The organism is Streptomyces sp. NPDC059564, assembly GCF_042735575.1.
Classification (GTDB): domain Bacteria; phylum Actinomycetota; class Actinomycetes; order Streptomycetales; family Streptomycetaceae; genus Streptomyces.
Genome location: NZ_JBHWBP010000065.1, coordinates 14,903 through 31,680 on the forward strand (window position 1 = coordinate 14,903; position 16,778 = coordinate 31,680).

Below are 16,778 nucleotides of genomic sequence, written 5' to 3' on the forward strand. Positions count from 1 at the left end.
GCGGCTGTCCTCCGTCGTCAGTCAGATCATGCCGGACGGTCGGCGCCGGTGCTGGACCCGCCCGCCGGTTCGCCCGTGGGTTCGTCCGCCGGTTCGCGGGCGGCCGCGGCCGCGGCCGCGGCCTTGCGGCGGTGCTCGGCGGCCTTCTCCTCGTAGATCTTCGCCATCCGCAGGTGGTACGCCGGGTTGTCCTGCTCGTAGATGTCCGGGATGCCGTCGAGGTCCTCGTCGCGCTCCTCGGCCTCGGTCAGAGCCCGGTACTTGCGGTTGCGCAGCTTGAGCATGACGCTCGCGATGATCGCCGCGATCAGCGAGCCGATCAGGACGGCGGCCTTGACCTCGTCGGTCAGGACGGGGTCCCCGGCGAAGGCGAGTTCACCGATCAGCAGGGAGACGGTGAAGCCGATGCCGGCGAGGGAGGCCACGGCCAGGACGTCCGGCCAGGCGAGGTCCTCGTTCAGTTCGGCCTTGGTGAAGCGGGCCGCGAGCCAGGTGCCGCCGAAGATGCCGACCGTCTTGCCGACGACGAGGCCGAGGACCACGCCGAGGGTCTCCGGGCGGGTGAAGACCTGCGCGATGGACTCGTCGGAGAGCGAGACCCCGGCGGAGAACAGGGCGAAGAGCGGTACGGCCAGCCCCGCCGAGATCGGGCGCACCAGGTGTTCGATGTGCTCGCCGGGGGAGTGCTCCTCGCCCTCCTTGCGGGTGCAGCGCAGCATCAGGCCCATGGCGACACCGGCGATGGTGGAGTGGACGCCGCTGTTGTACATCAGGCCCCAGATGACCAGGGCGAGCGGGACGTAGACGTACCAGCCGCGTACGCCGAGACGCAGCAGGAACCAGAAGAGGACCAGGCCCGCGACGGCCCCGGCGAGCGCCAGGAAGTTGATCTCGCTGGTGAAGAACACCGCGATGATCAGAATGGCGAAGAGGTCGTCGACGACGGCCAGCGTCAGCAGGAAGGCGCGCAGCGCGGACGGCAGCGAGGTGCCGATGACCGCGAGGACGGCGAGCGCGAAGGCGATGTCGGTGGCGGTCGGGACCGCCCAGCCGCCGAGCGATCCGCCGCCGACGGTGTTGACCAGTACGTAGACCAGCGCGGGGACGGCCATGCCGCAGACGGCGGCGATGACCGGGAGGGCGGCGGCCTTGGCATCGCTCAGGTCGCCCGCGACCAGCTCGCGCTTGAGCTCGATTCCGGCGACGAAGAAGAAGATCGCGAGCAGTCCGTCGGCCGCCCAGTGCTGGAGCGAGAGGTCCAGGCCGAGGGCGGCGGGGCCGATGTGGAAGGACCGGACGCTCTCGAAGCTGCTGGATATCGCGGGTATGTTCGCCCAGGTGAGGGCGATGATGGTGGCCACCAGGAGCAGCACGCCGCCGACGGTCTCGGTGCGCAGCGCGTCCGCGACGAAGCGGCGCTCGGGCAGGGAGAGCCTGCCGAGGAACTTGCGGCGGGGGCTGGGCGGGGACGTGGCCACGGTAGGGAACCTCCGGGTGGTCGACGGCATGGCAAATGCAGTTGCCGACCAGACTTCCCGGCGCACCCTGAGACTCTTTGGAACGTCAATTGTTGACGCTTCTTTTACTTTACAGGGTCCGCACGGTCGTATCGGGTGATCTTCACCTTAAACGGGACGAGGGCGCCCGGCGCGCTGTGCGCCGGACGCCCTCCGGGGCCTGAAGCCCGCTCGCCGCCGGCTCGGCGGCTGTCCGTCAGTCCTCGCTGGAGGCGCTGGGCAGCTTGGTCTGGATCAGGTCCATGACCGAGGAGTCGGCCAGAGTGGTGACGTCACCCACGGCGCGGTCCTCCGCCACGTCACGCAGCAGACGCCGCATGATCTTGCCGGAACGGGTCTTCGGCAGCTCCTGCACCGGGACGATCCGCTTCGGCTTGGCGATCGGGCCGAGCGTGGCGCCCACGTGGTTGCGCAGCTCCCCGACCAGGCTGTCGGTCTCGGTGGCGCTGCCGCGCAGGATGACGAAGGCCACGATGGCCTGGCCGGTGGTCTCGTCCTTGGCGCCCACGACGGCCGCCTCGGCGACGGCGGGGTGCGAGACGAGCGCCGACTCCACTTCGGTCGTCGAGATGTTGTGGCCCGACACCAGCATCACGTCGTCGACCCGGCCGAGCAGCCAGATGTCGCCGTCGTCGTCCTTCTTGGCGCCGTCGCCCGCGAAGTACTTGCCCTCGAAGCGCGACCAGTAGGTTTCGATGAACCGCTGGTCGTCGCCCCAGATGGTGCGCAGCATCGACGGCCACGGCTCGGTCAGGACCAGGTAGCCGCCCCCGCCGTCCGGGACCTCGTGGCCCTCGTCGTCCACGACCGTGGCGCCGATACCGGGCAGGGCGCGCTGCGCCGAGCCGGGCTTGGTCTCGGTGACGCCCGGCAGCGGGGAGATCATCATCGCGCCGGTCTCGGTCTGCCACCAGGTGTCCACGATCGGGCAGCGGTCGCCGCCGATGTGCTTGCGGTACCAGATCCAGGCCTCGGGGTTGATCGGCTCGCCGACCGAGCCCAGCACGCGCAGGCTCGACAGGTCGAACTTCGCGGGGATGTCGTCGCCCCACTTCATGAACGTACGGATCGCCGTGGGCGCGGTGTAGAGGATGGTGACGCCGTACTTCTGCACGACCTCCCAGAACCGGCCCTGGTGCGGGGTGTCCGGGGTGCCCTCGTACATCACCTGGGTGGCGCCGTTGGTGAGCGGTCCGTAGACGATGTAGGAGTGCCCGGTCACCCAGCCGATGTCGGCGGTGCACCAGTAGACGTCGCTCTCCGGCTTGAGGTCGAAGACGGCGTGGTGGGTGTACGAGGCCTGCGTGAGGTAGCCGCCGGAGGTGTGCAGGATGCCCTTCGGCTTCCCCGTGGTCCCCGAGGTGTACAGGATGAAGAGCGGGTGCTCGGCATCGAAGGCCTGCGGGGTGTGCTCGGTGGACTGGCGGCCGACCGCGTCGTGCCACCACACGTCCCGGCCCTCGGTGAAGGCGGTGTCCTGGCCGGTGCGGCGGACCACGAGGACGTGCTCGACCTGCGGGCACTTGGCGACGGCCTCGTCGATGGCGGGCTTGAGCGCGCTGGGCTTGCCGCGGCGGTAGCCGCCGTCGGCGGTGATCACCAGCTTGGCGTCGGCGTCCTGGATGCGGGAGGCGACGGCGTCGGCGGAGAAGCCGCCGAAGACCACCGAGTGCGCGGCACCGACCCGGGCGCACGCGAGCATCGCGACGACCGCCTCGGGGATCATCGGCAGGTAGACGGCGACCCGGTCGCCCGCCCGCACACCGAGTTCGGTGAGGGCGTTGGCGGCCTGCGAGACCTCGTCCTTGAGCTGCGCGTAGGTGATCGAGCGGCTGTCGCCGGGCTCGCCCTCGAAGTGGATGGCGACGCGGTCGCCGTTGCCGGCCTCGACGTGCCGGTCCACGCAGTTGTACGCCACGTTCAGCTTGCCGTCGGCGAACCACTTCGCGAAGGGCGGGTTGCTCCAGTCGAGCGTCTGCGTCGGCTCGGTGTCCCAGGTCAGCCGCCGGGCCTGCTCGGCCCAGAAGCCCAGCCGGTCCGCGTCGGCCTGCGCGTACGCCGCCTCGGTCACGTTGGCGGTGGCGGCCAGATCGGCGGGCGGTGCGAACCGCCGCTCCTCTTTGAGCAGATTGGCCAGGCTGTCATTGCTCACGACATCTCCCTTTCCCAGGGTGTCCGTTGTGTCCCCGGGCATAGCTCATCAGGTCAGACGCCCAGGTGACAAGGGGTAGCCGGGAATTGGTTTAGACCTATGCCACGACTGGGCCCGCACGCCGCAGGGTACGCGCCGTCCTCGGACCCGGACGGCGCACGAATGGCCCCTTCCCGCTGCAGGGTGCGAGAAGGGGCCAACAGCTTGCACGGATACGGGAGGGTATCGGTTCGAACGGGATACCGGTCAGGCGTTCTGGCCCACACTGTCGAAAACCCGACAATCGAAGAAGTCCTCGCCCTCCGACAGCAGGTACGCCTGGGCCTCGCCCACGTGGAAGTACATCCCGTGCAGCTCCAGCGTGCCCTCGGCCAGCCGTCGGGCCACCGACTCGTGGGCCCGCAGGTGCTCCAGCTGCTGCACCACATTGGTCAGGCACAGCTGCTCGACGGCGTCCGCCGGGAGCCGGCCCGCGATCCTGGCCCAGGCGTGGTGCCGGCTGGCCATCCGCTCCAGGCTGGGCAGCCCGTGCCGCAGCCAGCGGCGCAGCGGGGTCATCGGGGCTCCCGGGTGGGAGTTCAGCAGGGCCTGCATGGCCCCGCAGCCCGAGTGCCCGCACACCGTGATGCTGTCGACCTTGAGCACGTCGACGGCGTACTCGATGGCCGCCGCGACGGAATCGTCGGTGGCCTCGGCGCCGGGCAGGGGGACGAGGTTGCCCACGTTGCGGACGGTGAACAGGTCCCCGGGGCCGCTGGCCGTGATCATGCTGGTCACCAGGCGGGAGTCCGCGCAGGTCAGGAAGAGCTGTGAGGGCCGCTGCCCCTCGCGGGCCAGCCGGGCCAGCTCGTCGCGGACGTGCGGGGCGGTGTCCCGCTGGAAGGCGCTGATCCCGTTGGCCAGTTGACCCGCCCCCGGGCGCCGCCGGGCGGCGGTCGACGCGTCGGGCGAGCCGGCCGCGCTGGGGATCGTACGGGTGGCCGTGCCCCAGGTTTCGGGGGTGGGGGCGGCGGGTGCGACGGGGTGGTCGGCCGTGCGGGCCGCGCGGTGGTCGCAGTGGTTCTGCCACGGGGTCCAGGGGCGGCAGCAGTGGTGCGGCCCGCGCCCCTCGCCCCGGTGGCCGCCTGCCCCGCCGATCGCGGTGCTCCCGCCGGCCGGTACCTGTCCGGATCCGGTGGGGAAGGCGTGGCCCGGTTCCGTACTCGTGTCCGTCCCGGGCGCCGTCCCGGTGGGCCGTGTGTGGTCCCCGCGGGAGATGGCGGCCCCGGCCCGACCGGTGAGCTCCATGGAACCCCCGTGCGCGCGGTGGGAGTCCTGCCAGTCCTGGAGGATCTCGTAGGCGGCGTGGTCGATGAACGAGCCGTCCAACTCGACGACGACGTACGCTCCGTGCGGGATCGAGTTCAGCACCCGGCTCAGGCGCGGCACGGCGAGGAAGGTCAACTGCCCCCGCGCCAGCACCCGGTGGACGCCGTCCACCTCGTCCAGGGTGATCCTCGTGCGTGCCAGCCGGTGCAGGGCCAGGGCCACGGCCACGGCGATGCCGACGGCGACGCCCTCCAGGACCCCGCCCAGCACCACGGCCACGATGGTGGCCGCGTAGACCAGGACCTCCCGGTACCGGGTGACGGTCCTCAGGTGCGTGATGCTGACCACCTGGAGGCCGACGGCCAGTACCAGCGCCGCCAGTGCCGCGAGCGGGATCAGGTCGAGCACGGGGACGAGCAGTCCGGCCGCGAGCACCACCCACAGCCCGTGCAGCATGGCTGACTTGCGGCTGGCGGCGCCGGACTTGACGTTCGCCGCGCTGCGTACGGCCACCGCCGCGACGGGCAGCCCGCCGAGCAGCCCGGAGGCGATGTTGGCCGCGCCCTGCCCCCGCAACTCGCGATCGAGGTCGGCGCGGGGCGGGCGGTCGCCCGGACCCCGCTCGGTGGCGATCAGCTTGTCGGTGGCGACCGAGGACATCAGGGATTCGACGCTGCCGACCAGGGTGATGGTCAGCACGGCGGCGATGAGCCCGAGCACCGGGCCCTGCGGCAGCTCCGGAAGTGCGTGGCTGCTCCAGGACGGCAGGTCCACCCGGGGCAGGTCGAGCCCGGCCAGGGCCGCGAAGGCGGTGGCCGTGGCGACCGCCGCCAGTGCGGCGGGCACCTTGCGCAGGGCCCGGCCCGCCCGCCCCGGGATCCGGGACCAGCCCAGCAGCACGCACAGCGTCAGCGCGCTCACCCCGAGCGCGGCCGGATGCAGATCGGCCAACTGGGCGGGCAGCCCCAGCACGTTGGCGACCGCCGAGCTTTGCGGGGTGCCGCCGAGGACGATGTGCAGCTGGGCCAGCGCGATGGTCACGCCGATGCCGGCCAGCATTCCGTGCATGATCGCCGGGCTGACCATCAGGGCCGAGCGCGCGGTGCGCAGGAAGGCCAGCCCGAGCTGGCAGCAGCCGGCCAGGACCGTGATGGCGCAGGTGGTGCGCCAGCCGTAGTGCTGGATCAACCCGGCCGTCACCACGGTGAGTCCGGCGGTCGGTCCGCTCACCTGGAGCGGGGCACCACCGAGCCGTCCGGCCACGATCCCGCCCACCGCGGCGGCCACCAGCCCCGCCTGCAAGGGGGCTCCGGTGGCCAGGGCGATGCCCAGGGAGAGGGGCAGTGCGATCAGGAAAACGGCGACGGACGCGGACAGATCCGCGTGGAGCCCCTTGGCGCGCGGTGCGCCGCCATCGGGGCCTTTGGTCATGGAGGGGGATGGGGCTGTCGTCATGGGTTCCCGTCTCCTCTGAGGAGGGATGAAGCGGCGGGAGTCTCAACACTCGGTAAATGGATGGTAATGGAGAGTAAAGAGCAGTGGTAGGTAATGCGGGCAAATGGCCTACGAATTAGCACTCAGGGGTGAATAAGTATTTTGTCTGGCTTGTCACACCATCCTTAAAGCGGACCGCATGGGACGTTGCGTCGCGGAAGTCCTGCGAGGGAACAGCGAGGGAGAGGTGTGCGGATGATCGCCGCCACGAAGAAGATCGCCGGCGGCCTGGTCGCCACGGCCCTGGTGCTGGGCGTTGCCGGGTGCAGCACCTCCGAGCCCGCCAAGTCCGGTTCCCCGGGCGGTCAGAACGCCAGGAAGGGCGCCGTCCCGGAGGCGCCCGGCAGCGTCAACCGTCCCATCGGTGACGGTTCGACGGCCTACACCGGCACGCAGCCGAACGTGCAGAAGCCGCAGAAGCTGAAGCCCGGCGAGAAGCCCCCGCAGTTCGTGGTGTTCTCGTGGGACGGGGCCGGCGAGGACAGCCAGAAGCTCTTCTCGCACTTCCGCGAGGTCGGCAAGCAGTACAACGCCCGGATGACGTACTTCCTCAGCGGCGTGTACATGCTGCCGGAGGAGAAGCGTTCCCTCTACACCGCCCCGCAGCACTCTCCGGGCCTTTCCGACATCGGCTTCGGCGACCTCCAGGGCATCAAGGACACCGCCACCCAGGTCCGCGAGGCCTGGCTGGAGGGCAACGAGATCGGCACCCACTTCAACGGCCACTTCTGCGGTCCCGACGGCGGCGTCGGCACCTGGTCGGTGGAGGAGTGGAAGAGCGAGATCAACCAGGCCAAGGCGTTCGTCAAGGGCTGGAAGACGAACACGCCGGGCCTGAAGGACCAGGCGGCGCTGCCCTTCGACTACGACAAGGAGCTCATCGGCGCCCGCACCCCCTGCCTCGAAGGCCAGAAGAACTTCATGCTGGCGGCGAAGGACATGGGCTTCCGCTACGACTCCAGCGGCATCAGCAAGCAGATCTGGCCCAAGAAGACGGACGGACTCTGGGACATCCCGCTCCAGCTGGTGCCCATGCCGGGCCGCGCCTTCGACACGCTGAGCATGGACTACAACTACATGGTCAACCAGTCCGGCACGACCTCGCAGGGCGACCCCTCGCAGCACGAGTACTGGGGCGACCAGATGCGCGACGGCCTGCACCAGGCCTTCGACCGGGTCTACCAGGGCAACCGGGCGCCGCTGATCATCGGCAACCACTTCGAGTCGTGGAACGGCGGCACCTACATGCGGGCCGTCGAGGAGTCCATCAAGACGATGTGCACCAAGCCGGAGGTCCGCTGCGTGCCGTTCCGCGAGCTGGCCGACTGGCTGGACGCCCAGGACCCCAAGACGCTCGAGTGGATGCGCGGTCTCGACGTCGGCGAGGCCCCGAAGGAGGGCTGGACGAAGTTCCTGACCGCGGGGCCGCCGCCCGCGCCGCCGACGGCCCCGGCCGCGGTCAAGCCGGCTGAGGAGTCGGCAGGGGGGTCGGACGAGGGCTGACCAGCGCCTCGTTCAGGACGAAACCGGGGTCGATCTGGTCCGCCAGGTCGACCCCGGTCTTGGCGTTGCCCCAGCTCTCCGCGTTGCGCAGGTGGAAGTGGACCATCTGCTCGGTGTACCTGCCCCAGTCGCGGTCGGCGTAGGAGTCCTCGGCCGCGTCCTGGAGCGCCTGGAGCGCGAGCCGGTTGGTCGCCTCCAGCAGTTCGAACCGGGCCGGCCGGCCCTTCTCCATCGCCCGCACCCAGTCGGAGTGCCCGAAGGTGACCAGCAGGTCCTCGCCCACCTCGTCCTGGAGGAACTCGATGTCCTCCGGCCCCTGCACCTTGTTCCCGACCACCTTGAGCGCGATCCCGAAGTCCCGCGCGTACTCCTTGTACTGGCGGTAGACGGACACGCCCTTGCGGGTCGGCTCGGCGACGAGGAAGGTCAGGTCGAAGCGGGTGAACATGCCCGAGGCGAAGGAGTCCGACCCGGCCGTCATGTCGACGACGACGTACTCCTCCGGGCCGTCGACCAGGTGGTTGAGGCAGAGTTCCACCGCGCCGACCTTCGAGTGGTAGCAGGCCACCCCGAGGTCCGCCTCGGTGAACGGCCCCGTCGCCATCAGCCGTACGGGATCGCCGTCGAGCAGCAGCGTGCGCGCGCAGGCCTCGTACACCGGGTTGTCCTCGGTGACCCGCAGCAGCCGCGAACCGGCGCCGGGCGGCGTGGTCTTGATCATGCTGTCGGTCGACGCGATGCGCGGGTTCGACCCGCGCAGGTACTCCTTGATGAGGGGGAGGTGCGCGCCCAGGGCGGGCAGTGCGGCCGCCTCGTCCTCACCGAGCCCGAGGGCGGCTCCGAGGTGCTGGTTGATGTCGGCGTCCACCGCGACGACGGGGGCTTCATTGGCTGCGAGGTGGCGGATGAAGAGGGAGGACAGCGTGGTCTTCCCGCTGCCGCCCTTTCCCACGAAAGCGATCTTCATGTTCACCAAGCGTAGTGGAACCGTCGCGGGGTGTGGTCAAGCTGAGTGAAGAAGACCACTCCAAGGAGGGGTCGGTGCTAAGGGTGCGCAGTGCGTAGGCTCCCTACTTATGAGTAGCGCTTCTGACCCGCTGGCGGCCCTGGGTTCCCTTCCGGGCGTCGCAGAGTCCGTGGATTCCGTACGCAAGGCCGTGGACCGGGTCTACGGGCACCGCGTCATGCGCCGGCGCGGTGCGGAGATCACTTCGGAGGCCGCGCTGCGCGGTGCGCGGGGGAGCGCGGCGCTGTCCGGCGCCGACTGGGCGCTGGAGGAGGTGCGCCGGCGGACCGACTTCGGCGCCGAGGCCGAGGCGCTGACCGTGGGCGCGGCTCTGCGCCTGACCGCCGAGGCGGGCCAGCTGCTGAGCATCTGGCGCCAGTCGCCGCTACGGGTCCTCGCGCGGCTGCACCTCGTGGCGTCCGGGTCGGCCGGGGCCGACGACGCCGTGGGCCGGCCGCGGCTGGCCGGAGAACCGGTGGACGAGCCCCTGGTGGACCTTCCGCTTCCCAGTGCCGACGAGGTGGCGGGGCGGCTGGACGGCCTGTCCCGCCTGATCATCGCGGGCGGCTCGGCCCCCGCTCTGATCACGGGCGCGGTGGTGCACGGCGAACTCCTGGCCCTGCGGCCCTTCGGTACGTACAACGGCCTGGTCGCGCGCGCCGCCGAACGCATCGTGCTGATCAACAGCGGTCTCGACCCCAAGGCGATCTGCCCGGCGGAGGTCGGCCACGCCGAACAGGGGTCGAAGGCCTACCTGGAGGCCTTCGGGGGCTACGTGTCCGGGACCCCGGAGGGGGTGGCGGCCTGGATCGCGCACTGCGGCCGGGCGATCGAACTCGGCGTGCGCGAGTCGACGGCGGTCTGCGAAGCGCTCCAGCGCGGCGCGGCCTGAGTCCGGGGCTGGTCCGGGCGCGGGTTCCGGGCTCGGGACCGGCCCGGAACAGGGTTGCGGCGACACCGTACTGCTCTGGTGTCGCCGCTGGCATTTACGCCCAGTTACCAAGCGTCCTCGATATATGCCCATCAGGTCGGGAGCTTTGCCCGGTTACCTGGTGCGGCTGGCCCGTAATCGACGGGTCGACGTCGCGTGGGTGCTCGGCGTTCATGCTTCGGTCCGTGGGCCTTACTGCGTTTTAAAGATGATCCTCTCGGATGTTCTTTGGTCTCGCGGGCCGTTGACTCCTTTCTACTCCGCTTCCGACCCGAGCGAAACCCCTGGCCCGAGTTCTTTACTTTCCAGGGCGAGCCTGGGCGATTCGGACATCGCGAATCGCCCAGGTCAGGACATCCGGGTGCGGGGTCGGAGCCAGGGGCGGGGTCAGGCGGAGGCGGCCGCTCGGCGGCGGCTGGCGTACCAGACGAGACCGGCGGTGGCCGCGGCCGCTCCGACCGCCGCCACGGCGACGAGCGCCGGCCGCGCGGGCATCGACAGCGCGGGCAGCCGCTGCTTCAGCCGCACCGGCTTGCTGAACACCAGGACCGGCCACTCGCGCGCCACCGCCTCCCGGCGCAGCGCCCGGTCCGGATTGACCGCGTGCGGGTGCCCGACGGCTTCGAGCATCGGCACATCGGTGAACGAGTCGCTGTACGCGTAGCAGCGGGCGAGGTCGTACCCCTCGGACTCCGCGAGCTCCCGCACGGCTTCCGCCTTCGTGGGCCCGTAGGCGTAGTACTCGATCTCCCCGGTGAAGCAGCCGTCCTCGCCGACCACCATGCGGGTGGCCACGACCCGGTCCGCGCCGAGCATCTCGCCGATCGGCTCGACGACTTCGGCGCCGGAGGTCGACACGATCACCACGTCACGGCCCGCGGTGTGGTGGGCCTCGATGAGGGACGCGGCCTCGTCGTAGATGATCGGGTCGATCAGGTCGTGGAGCGCTTCGGCGACGATCTCCCGGACCTGCTGCACGTTCCACCCCTTGCAGAGGGCGGACAGGTACTCGCGCATCCGCTCCATCTGGTCGTGGTCGGCGCCGCCTGCCAGGAAGATGAACTGTGTGTACGCGGTGCGCAGCACGGCCCGCCGGTTGATCAGGCCGCCCTGGTAGAAGGACTTGCTGAACGTCAGAGTGCTGGACTTCGCAATGACCGTCTTGTCCAGGTCGAAGAAGGCAGCGGTCCGAGGCGAGGAGTGCGGCAAGGGCTGATTTTCCACGCACCGAGCATATGCGCCCACCATTCGGCGTAAGGTGTGGCGCGTGGGTTTGCCTGAGAGGGCTCTCGGGTACACCATGGAAGTCACGGATCGTTCGCGACCGTGCTAACCCGGTCTGGCTCCTCCCCCCCCGAGTCGGACCGTGGGGACGACCCCCGCTCTCCCCCCCGGCGGGGGTCGTCGCATGTCCGGACGCGGTTTGCGTCCCATGCCTTCGGCCTTCAGTGACCATCAGCCCGGCCCTCCTTCTTCGATGGGCCCGCCTGTCACAGGCCCTCACCCCCTCGAACTCGTCACGCTCCGTAGTGGTTCCGGCGCGCTCCGGAACTCACCTGATGGGGTGGCGAAGTTATTCACAGCCGCCTTCTTGTCCACAGTTTTGGAGCAAGATCCACTCCTTTTTCCGGATCGCTGCACCGTGATTCCAGCCGCGAAGTCCGCGGCTCGTGGATTTGCAGTGAGAAGGGGGCGGAGATCGTGGCTGGATCGAAGTCGTGTGGAGCGACGGAGCCCGTGGTGGCCGGTGGGGGCGGGCTGCCCGTCCGTGCGATCGGGGCGGGGCCCGGTGGCGGGCGGCCGCTGATCATCACCGAGGATCCGCTGCTGCTCGACGACCTGCTGCGGCTGTGCGCCGCCGCCGGGGCCGAGCCGCATGTGCAGCATGCGGTGCCGGAGCAAAGCGGAGGCGGCGGTGACCGCGGTGGCGGGGGTGACGGGAGCGTCCGCGGCGGGCCCGGGCCGCGAGGCGCCGTGGGGTGGGAATCGGCCCCGCTCGTACTGGTCGGCGACGACGCCGCCCGCCGGGTGAGCGGAGCGCCGCGCAGGGACGGGGTGTTCCTCGTCGGCCGGGACCTCGACGACCCCCACGTGTGGCAGCGGGCGGTGGAGATCGGTGCCGAGGAGGTGCTGCGGCTCCCCGACGCCGAGAGCCTGCTCGTGGACCGCATCGCCGATGTGGTGGAAGGGGCCGGGCGGCCCGCCCTGGCGGTCGGTGTGATCGGAGGCAGCGGCGGGGCCGGCGCCTCCACCCTGGCCTGCGCCCTCGCGCTGCGGGCCGCCCGCGCCGGGGAACGCACCATCCTCATCGACGGCGACCCGCTCGGCGGGGGCATGGACGTCCTGCTCGGCGGTGAGACCGCCGAAGGGCTGCGCTGGCCGGACTTCGCCGCCTCGCGCGGCCGGGTCGGGGCCGGGGCGCTGGAGGAGTCCCTGCCCGAACTGCACGCGCTACGGGTGCTGAGCTGGGACCGAGGGGACCGGGTGGTCGTGCCGCCCGCCGCCATGCGGTCGGTCGTGGCCGCCGCGCGCAGGCGGGGCGGGGTCGTGGTGGTCGACCTGCCCCGGCGGGTGGACGAGGCCGTGGCGGAGGTGCTGGCCCAGCTGGACCTGGTGCTGCTCGTGGTGCCCGGCGAACTGCGGTCGGTGGCCGCGGCGGGGCGGGTGGCCGCCGGGGTGCGGATGGTGGCCCGGGACGTGCGGGTCGTCGTACGGGGGCGCTGCCGGGAAGGGCTCGACGCCGAAGCGGTCGCGCGGCTGCTGGGGGCGCCGCTGGCCGGTGAGGTGCCGGTGGAGGTGGGGCTTCCGGGGAGGGTGGCGGAGGGGGAACCGCCGGGTGCGCGCGGCCCGTTGGCCCGCTTCTGCGACGGCTTCTGGCAGCGGGTGCTCGGCTCCGCGCAGGGGGTGCCGGCATGAGCGCCGTGCTGCTGGACGCGGTGCGCCGGCACCTGGCCGAGAGCGGGGCGGAGCCCACCCCGGCCCGGGTCGCGGCGGCCCTGCGGGCCCGGGGCCGACTCCTCGGAGACGCGGAAGTGCTGGGCGTGGCCGAGGAGCTGCGCTCCGAACTGGTCGGTGCCGGGCCGCTGGAGCGGCTGCTCGCCGACCCCGAGGTCACCGATGTGCTGGTGGCCGCCCCGGACCGTGTGTGGGTGGACCGGGGCGGCGGGCTGGAGCTGACGGCGGTGACCTTCCCCGACGCCGAGGCCGTGCGCAGGCTGGCCCAGCGGCTGGCCGCCGTCGCCGGCCGGCGGCTGGACGACGCCCGGCCCTGGGTGGACGCCCGGCTGCCCGACGGCACCCGGCTGCACGCAGTGCTTCCCCCGGTCTCCGTCGGATCGGCCTGCCTGTCGCTGCGCGTGGTGCGGCCCAAGGCGTTCACGCTGGACGAGCTGGTGGCCGCCGGGACCCTGCCGCCCGGCGGGCAGCGACTGCTCCGGGCGATGATCGAGGCCCGGCTGTCGTTCCTCGTCTCCGGAGGGACGGGTACGGGCAAGACGACCCTGCTCAGCGCCCTGTTGGGGCTAGTCGGGCCGGGCGAGCGGATCGTGCTGGCGGAGGACTCCGCCGAACTGCGCCCCGACCATCCGCATGTGGTGCGGCTGGAGACCCGGCCCGCCAATCAGGAGGGAGCCGGGCTGGTCACCCTGGCCGACCTGGTCCGCCAGGCCTTGCGGATGCGCCCCGACCGGCTGGTGGTCGGCGAGGTGCGGGGCGCCGAGGTGGCCGACCTGCTCGCCGCCCTGAACACCGGGCACGAAGGCGGCTGCGGCACGGTGCACGCCAATGCCGCCGCGCACGTTCCCGCCCGGCTGGAGGCGCTCGGGACGGCCGCCGGGCTCGACCGGGCCGCCCTGCACAGCCAGTTGGCGGCCGCGCTGACCCTGGTGGTCCACCTGGTCCGGGATCGGGCCGGGCGGCGCAGGGTGGCCGAGGTGCACGTACTGGAGCGGGATCCGGCCGGGCTGGTGGTGACCGTTCCGGCACTGCGCTGGGGAAGCCGCGGTTTCGTACGGGAGCGGGGCTGGGCGCGGCTCGGTCCGCTGCTGGGAGGTGCCCGGTGAACGTCGTGCCGCCGGTGCCGGTGCCCGTTTTCGCGGGGGTGCTGTGTGCCGGTGCGGCCGCCTGGGTGCTGGCCGGCGGGGACCGACTGCCGCGGCGGGCCCGGCTGGTGCTGGCCGGGGGCGGCCCGGTGGTGCCGGACGGACCGGTACGCGGGCGGCGGCCGGCGGCCCTGCTGTGGGCGCGGGCCGCGCAGCGGCGGGAGTGGGTTGCGCTCGCGGCCGGGCTGGTGGTCGCCGCCCTGGGCGGATCGGTGATTCCGCTGGCGCTCGGGGCGCTGTCGGTGCCGTTGGTGCGGCGCTGGCTGCGGGCCCGGGAGCGCGAGCGGGCCCGCGGGGCCCGGGCAGCGGAGGTGGTGGCGCTGTGCGGGGCCGTGGTGGGGGAGTTGCGGGCCGGGTCCCAGCCCGGACGGGCGCTGACGGTGGCGATGCGCCGTACGGCGGCCGGTCCGGGTGGCCCGGGCGCGGCCGAGGCGGCGGTGCTGGCCGCGGCGGCCTTCGGCGGGGACGTGGCCGGGGCGCTGCACGAGGCGGCCCGGGAGCCGGGCGCCGAGGGGCTGGCCGGGATGGCGGCCTGCTGGCGGGTCTCCGTGGACGGCGGCGCGGGACTGGCGGCCGGACTGGACCGGCTGGAAGGGGCGTTGCGGGCCGAACGGGACCGGGAGGAGTCGCTGCGGGCCCAGTTGGCGGGAGCCAGGTCGACGACGGTGGTGCTCGCGCTGCTGCCGCTGGTGGGGCTGCTGATCGGTACCGGGCTCGGGGCGGATCCGCTGCGGGTGCTGCTGCACTCCCCGGTCGGGTGGGGCTGCCTGCTGGCGGGCGGGGTGCTGGAGGCGCTGGGGCTGCTGTGGTGCCGGCGGATCGTGCGGACGGGGGAGCGGTGATGGGCGGGCCCGTGGTCCACAGGCTGGGGATGGCGCTGTGCCTGGCGGTGATGGCGTGGTGCCTGGTGTCGGGGTGCGCGGCGCGGCTGCGGCGGCGGGCGGCCCGGCGCAGACTCGCGGAGCTCTTCCCGGTGCGGCGGGCGCGGGAGGGGCCGGCGTGGCGCCCCCGCGTACGGGCGGCGCTGCTGGCCTGGGCGGGACCGGCCGGGGCGCTCCTGGCGGGCTGGCTGCTCGTCGGCGGGGTGCCGGGGGTGCTGATCGGATGCGGGGCGGCGTTCGGGGCGTGGCGGGTGCTGGCCCGGTCCCGGTCCCGGCCGTCGGCGGGGTTCGATCCCCGGGAGGCCGAGCGGCAGTTGCCCTTCGCCGCGGATCTGCTGGCCGCCTGTCTGGCGGCGGGGGCGGGGCCCGTGGAGGCGGCCGAGGTGGTGGGGGAATCGCTGGGCGGGCCGGTGGGCGAGCGGTTGGCGCTCGCGGGCGCGGAGCTGCGGCTCGGGGGTGAACCGGGCGCCGCGTGGGGGAGGTTGGCGCGGATACCGGGTGCCCGGGGGCTGGCGGAGTGCCTGGAGCGGGCCGCCCGGACCGGGGCGCCGGCCGCGGAGCCCGTCTCCCGCCTGGCGGCGGCACTGAGGGCGGAACGCTCCCGGCAGGCGGGCGCCAGGGCGCAGCGGGCGGCGGTGCTCGTCACGGCGCCGGTCGGGCTGTGCTTCCTGCCCGCTTTCCTCGCGGTCGGGGTGGCACCGGTGGTGATCGGAATGGCCTCCGGACTGCTGTCGGGCAGCTGAAAGAACGACCCGGAACACATCTGAAATCACATCAAGAACGTAATCCCACAGGAGGTTGTCATGAGGATCATCTGGTTTCGTGTGCGGACGGCGCTGAACGGCCGCTCGGGCGACGCGGGAATGTCGACTTCGGAATACGCCATGGGCACGATCGCCGCGTGTGCGTTCGCCGCCGTTCTGTACAAGGTGGTGACGAGTGACGTGGTCTCGGCGGCACTTCAGTCGACCATCGGGAAGGCGCTCGATGCGCCCTTCTGAGCGAAAACCGCCGGGAATCGGAGACCGGGGATATGTGACGGCCGAGGCCGCTCTGATCATTCCGGCACTGGTGCTGTTCGCGGCGCTGCTGGTGTGGGCGCTGATGGCGGCGGCCGCGCAGATCCGGTGTGTGGACGCCGCGCGGGCCGGTGCCCGGGCGGCGGGCCGGTCGGAACCGGCGGAGGCCGCGGTGGCGGCGGCCCGCGCGGCCGCCCCGCCGGGGGCGCGGGTGGAGCTGGAGCGGTCGGGGGACCTGTGGCGGGTCAGGGTCGAGGCCCCGGCACCCGGTCCGGCGGGGCTGCCGGTGCGGATCGGGGCGCAGGCGGTGGCCCTGGCGGAGGACAGCGTGGGGGCGCCGCCGTGAGCCGGGAGCGGGGCTCGGCGACGGTGTGGGCCACGGTGGTCGCCACGGCCCTGGTGGCGGTGTTCGGGGGCGTCCTGCTGCTCGGGCAGGCGGTGGTGGCCCGGCACCGGGCGGGGGCGGCCGCGGATCTGGCGGCCCTGGCCGCGGCGGTGACGTGGGTGCGGGGGCCGGAGGGGGCCTGTGCCGTGGCCGGGCGGGTGGCGCGGGCTCAGGGGGCGGAGGTGGCGGTGTGCCGGGTCGGGGGTGAGGTGGCCGAGGTCACGGCCCGGGTCCGGACGGGGCCCTTCGCCCCGGCGGTACCGGCCCGTGCCGGTCCGGCGGCGCCGCTCCCGGAGGGCTGAGCCCGTCTGCCGCTGCGCGGAGCCGCGCCCCGCCCCGCCCTTCGCCCTCCCCCCAGACTCCGTCCGGGGGACCCCAGCCGGGTCTCCGCCCCGGACCCCTCTCGGGGGCTCCGCCCCCGTACCCCCGCGCCTCAAACGCCGGCGGGGCTGAAAGATCCCGGGGCTCCGCTCTGGACCCCG

At 72.6% G+C, this 16,778-nt stretch carries 14 protein-coding genes; 9 read left to right on the top strand and 5 right to left on the bottom strand.

The window, feature by feature from the left end; translation table 11 throughout:
- Positions 1 to 26: 26 nt before the first annotated feature.
- The 3 genes from nhaA to ACFV0Q_RS14570 form a co-directional block, all read right to left on the bottom strand.
- Positions 27 to 1,508 carry a Na+/H+ antiporter NhaA gene (gene nhaA / locus ACFV0Q_RS14560; RefSeq protein ID WP_385005065.1) on the bottom strand — a complete coding sequence of 494 codons (1,482 nt, stop codon included), beginning with the start codon at positions 1,506 to 1,508 and terminating at the stop codon, positions 27 to 29.
- 205 nt (positions 1,509 to 1,713) lie between these two features.
- Positions 1,714 to 3,711 (bottom strand): acetate--CoA ligase, encoded by a 1,998-nt coding sequence (acs, locus tag ACFV0Q_RS14565; protein ID WP_385005067.1) that lies wholly within the window; start codon positions 3,709 to 3,711, stop codon positions 1,714 to 1,716.
- A 204-nt stretch (positions 3,712 to 3,915) separates the two neighbouring features.
- Positions 3,916 to 6,432, bottom strand: a complete 2,517-nt coding sequence (locus tag ACFV0Q_RS14570; protein WP_385005069.1) for a SulP family inorganic anion transporter — start codon at positions 6,430 to 6,432, stop codon at positions 3,916 to 3,918.
- A 234-nt stretch (positions 6,433 to 6,666) separates the two neighbouring features.
- Here ACFV0Q_RS14570 and ACFV0Q_RS14575 point away from each other — a divergent pair, with 234 nt between their 5' ends.
- The gene (locus ACFV0Q_RS14575; RefSeq protein WP_385005071.1) at positions 6,667 to 7,974 is read left to right on the top strand and encodes a hypothetical protein; all 1,308 of its coding nucleotides are present in this window, start codon (positions 6,667 to 6,669) and stop codon (positions 7,972 to 7,974) included.
- On the opposite strand, the gene ACFV0Q_RS14580 is transcribed toward ACFV0Q_RS14575, so the two are convergent.
- The gene (locus ACFV0Q_RS14580) at positions 7,931 to 8,941 is read right to left on the bottom strand and encodes an ATP-binding protein (protein WP_385005073.1); all 1,011 of its coding nucleotides are present in this window, start codon (positions 8,939 to 8,941) and stop codon (positions 7,931 to 7,933) included. The two genes, ACFV0Q_RS14575 and ACFV0Q_RS14580, sit on opposite strands and share 44 nt — an antisense overlap.
- Before the next feature lie 109 nt (positions 8,942 to 9,050).
- Here ACFV0Q_RS14580 and ACFV0Q_RS14585 point away from each other — a divergent pair, with 109 nt between their 5' ends.
- Positions 9,051 to 9,872 (top strand): oxidoreductase, encoded by an 822-nt coding sequence (locus ACFV0Q_RS14585; RefSeq protein WP_385005075.1) that lies wholly within the window; start codon positions 9,051 to 9,053, stop codon positions 9,870 to 9,872.
- A 426-nt stretch (positions 9,873 to 10,298) separates the two neighbouring features.
- Here the strand turns inward: ACFV0Q_RS14585 and ACFV0Q_RS14590 are convergent, their stop codons facing one another.
- The gene (locus ACFV0Q_RS14590; RefSeq protein WP_385005077.1) at positions 10,299 to 11,159 is read right to left on the bottom strand and encodes an HAD family hydrolase; all 861 of its coding nucleotides are present in this window, start codon (positions 11,157 to 11,159) and stop codon (positions 10,299 to 10,301) included.
- A 510-nt stretch (positions 11,160 to 11,669) separates the two neighbouring features.
- Here ACFV0Q_RS14590 and ssd point away from each other — a divergent pair.
- The 7 genes from ssd to ACFV0Q_RS14625 are packed head-to-tail and all read left to right on the top strand — an operon-like array spanning position 11,670 to position 16,598.
- Entirely contained in the window at positions 11,670 to 12,827 is a 1,158-nt protein-coding gene (ssd, locus tag ACFV0Q_RS14595; RefSeq protein ID WP_385005091.1) for a septum site-determining protein Ssd, read from the top strand.
- Positions 12,824 to 13,972 (top strand): TadA family conjugal transfer-associated ATPase, encoded by a 1,149-nt coding sequence (locus ACFV0Q_RS14600; protein WP_385005079.1) that lies wholly within the window; start codon positions 12,824 to 12,826, stop codon positions 13,970 to 13,972. Before ssd ends, ACFV0Q_RS14600 begins: the two co-directional genes overlap by 4 nt.
- Complete coding sequence (locus tag ACFV0Q_RS14605; protein WP_385005081.1) at positions 13,969 to 14,853, top strand: type II secretion system F family protein; 885 nt, start codon at positions 13,969 to 13,971, stop codon at positions 14,851 to 14,853. Before ACFV0Q_RS14600 ends, ACFV0Q_RS14605 begins: the two co-directional genes overlap by 4 nt.
- A complete protein-coding gene (locus ACFV0Q_RS14610; protein ID WP_385005083.1) occupies positions 14,853 to 15,635 on the top strand; it encodes a type II secretion system F family protein in 783 nt (260 codons plus the stop codon). Before ACFV0Q_RS14605 ends, ACFV0Q_RS14610 begins: the two co-directional genes overlap by 1 nt.
- A 60-nt stretch (positions 15,636 to 15,695) precedes the next feature.
- Positions 15,696 to 15,893, top strand: a complete 198-nt coding sequence (locus ACFV0Q_RS14615) for a DUF4244 domain-containing protein (protein ID WP_385005085.1) — start codon at positions 15,696 to 15,698, stop codon at positions 15,891 to 15,893.
- 34 nt (positions 15,894 to 15,927) lie between these two features.
- Positions 15,928 to 16,257 carry a TadE family type IV pilus minor pilin gene (locus tag ACFV0Q_RS14620; protein WP_385005087.1) on the top strand — a complete coding sequence of 110 codons (330 nt, stop codon included), beginning with the start codon at positions 15,928 to 15,930 and terminating at the stop codon, positions 16,255 to 16,257.
- On the top strand, positions 16,254 to 16,598 hold the full coding sequence (locus ACFV0Q_RS14625) for an Rv3654c family TadE-like protein (protein WP_385005089.1): 345 nt from the start codon (positions 16,254 to 16,256) through the stop codon (positions 16,596 to 16,598). Before ACFV0Q_RS14620 ends, ACFV0Q_RS14625 begins: the two co-directional genes overlap by 4 nt.
- Positions 16,599 to 16,778 lie beyond the last annotated feature (180 nt).

Bases quoted from the DNA above. Each gene is read 5' to 3' on its own strand.
- nhaA (WP_385005065.1), bottom strand. From the start codon at position 1,508: ATGCCGTCGACCACCCGGAGGTTCCCTACCGTGGCCACGTCCCCGCCC.
- acs (WP_385005067.1), bottom strand. From the start codon at position 3,711: ATGCCCGGGGACACAACGGACACCCTGGGAAAGGGAGATGTCGTGAGC.
- ACFV0Q_RS14570 (WP_385005069.1), bottom strand. From the start codon at position 6,432: ATGACGACAGCCCCATCCCCCTCCATGACCAAAGGCCCCGATGGCGGC.
- ACFV0Q_RS14575 (WP_385005071.1), top strand. From the start codon at position 6,667: ATGATCGCCGCCACGAAGAAGATCGCCGGCGGCCTGGTCGCCACGGCC.
- ACFV0Q_RS14580 (WP_385005073.1), bottom strand. From the start codon at position 8,941: ATGAAGATCGCTTTCGTGGGAAAGGGCGGCAGCGGGAAGACCACGCTG.
- ACFV0Q_RS14585 (WP_385005075.1), top strand. From the start codon at position 9,051: ATGAGTAGCGCTTCTGACCCGCTGGCGGCCCTGGGTTCCCTTCCGGGC.
- ACFV0Q_RS14590 (WP_385005077.1), bottom strand. From the start codon at position 11,159: ATGGTGGGCGCATATGCTCGGTGCGTGGAAAATCAGCCCTTGCCGCAC.
- ACFV0Q_RS14600 (WP_385005079.1), top strand. From the start codon at position 12,824: ATGAGCGCCGTGCTGCTGGACGCGGTGCGCCGGCACCTGGCCGAGAGC.
- ACFV0Q_RS14610 (WP_385005083.1), top strand. From the start codon at position 14,853: ATGGGCGGGCCCGTGGTCCACAGGCTGGGGATGGCGCTGTGCCTGGCG.
- ACFV0Q_RS14615 (WP_385005085.1), top strand. From the start codon at position 15,696: ATGAGGATCATCTGGTTTCGTGTGCGGACGGCGCTGAACGGCCGCTCG.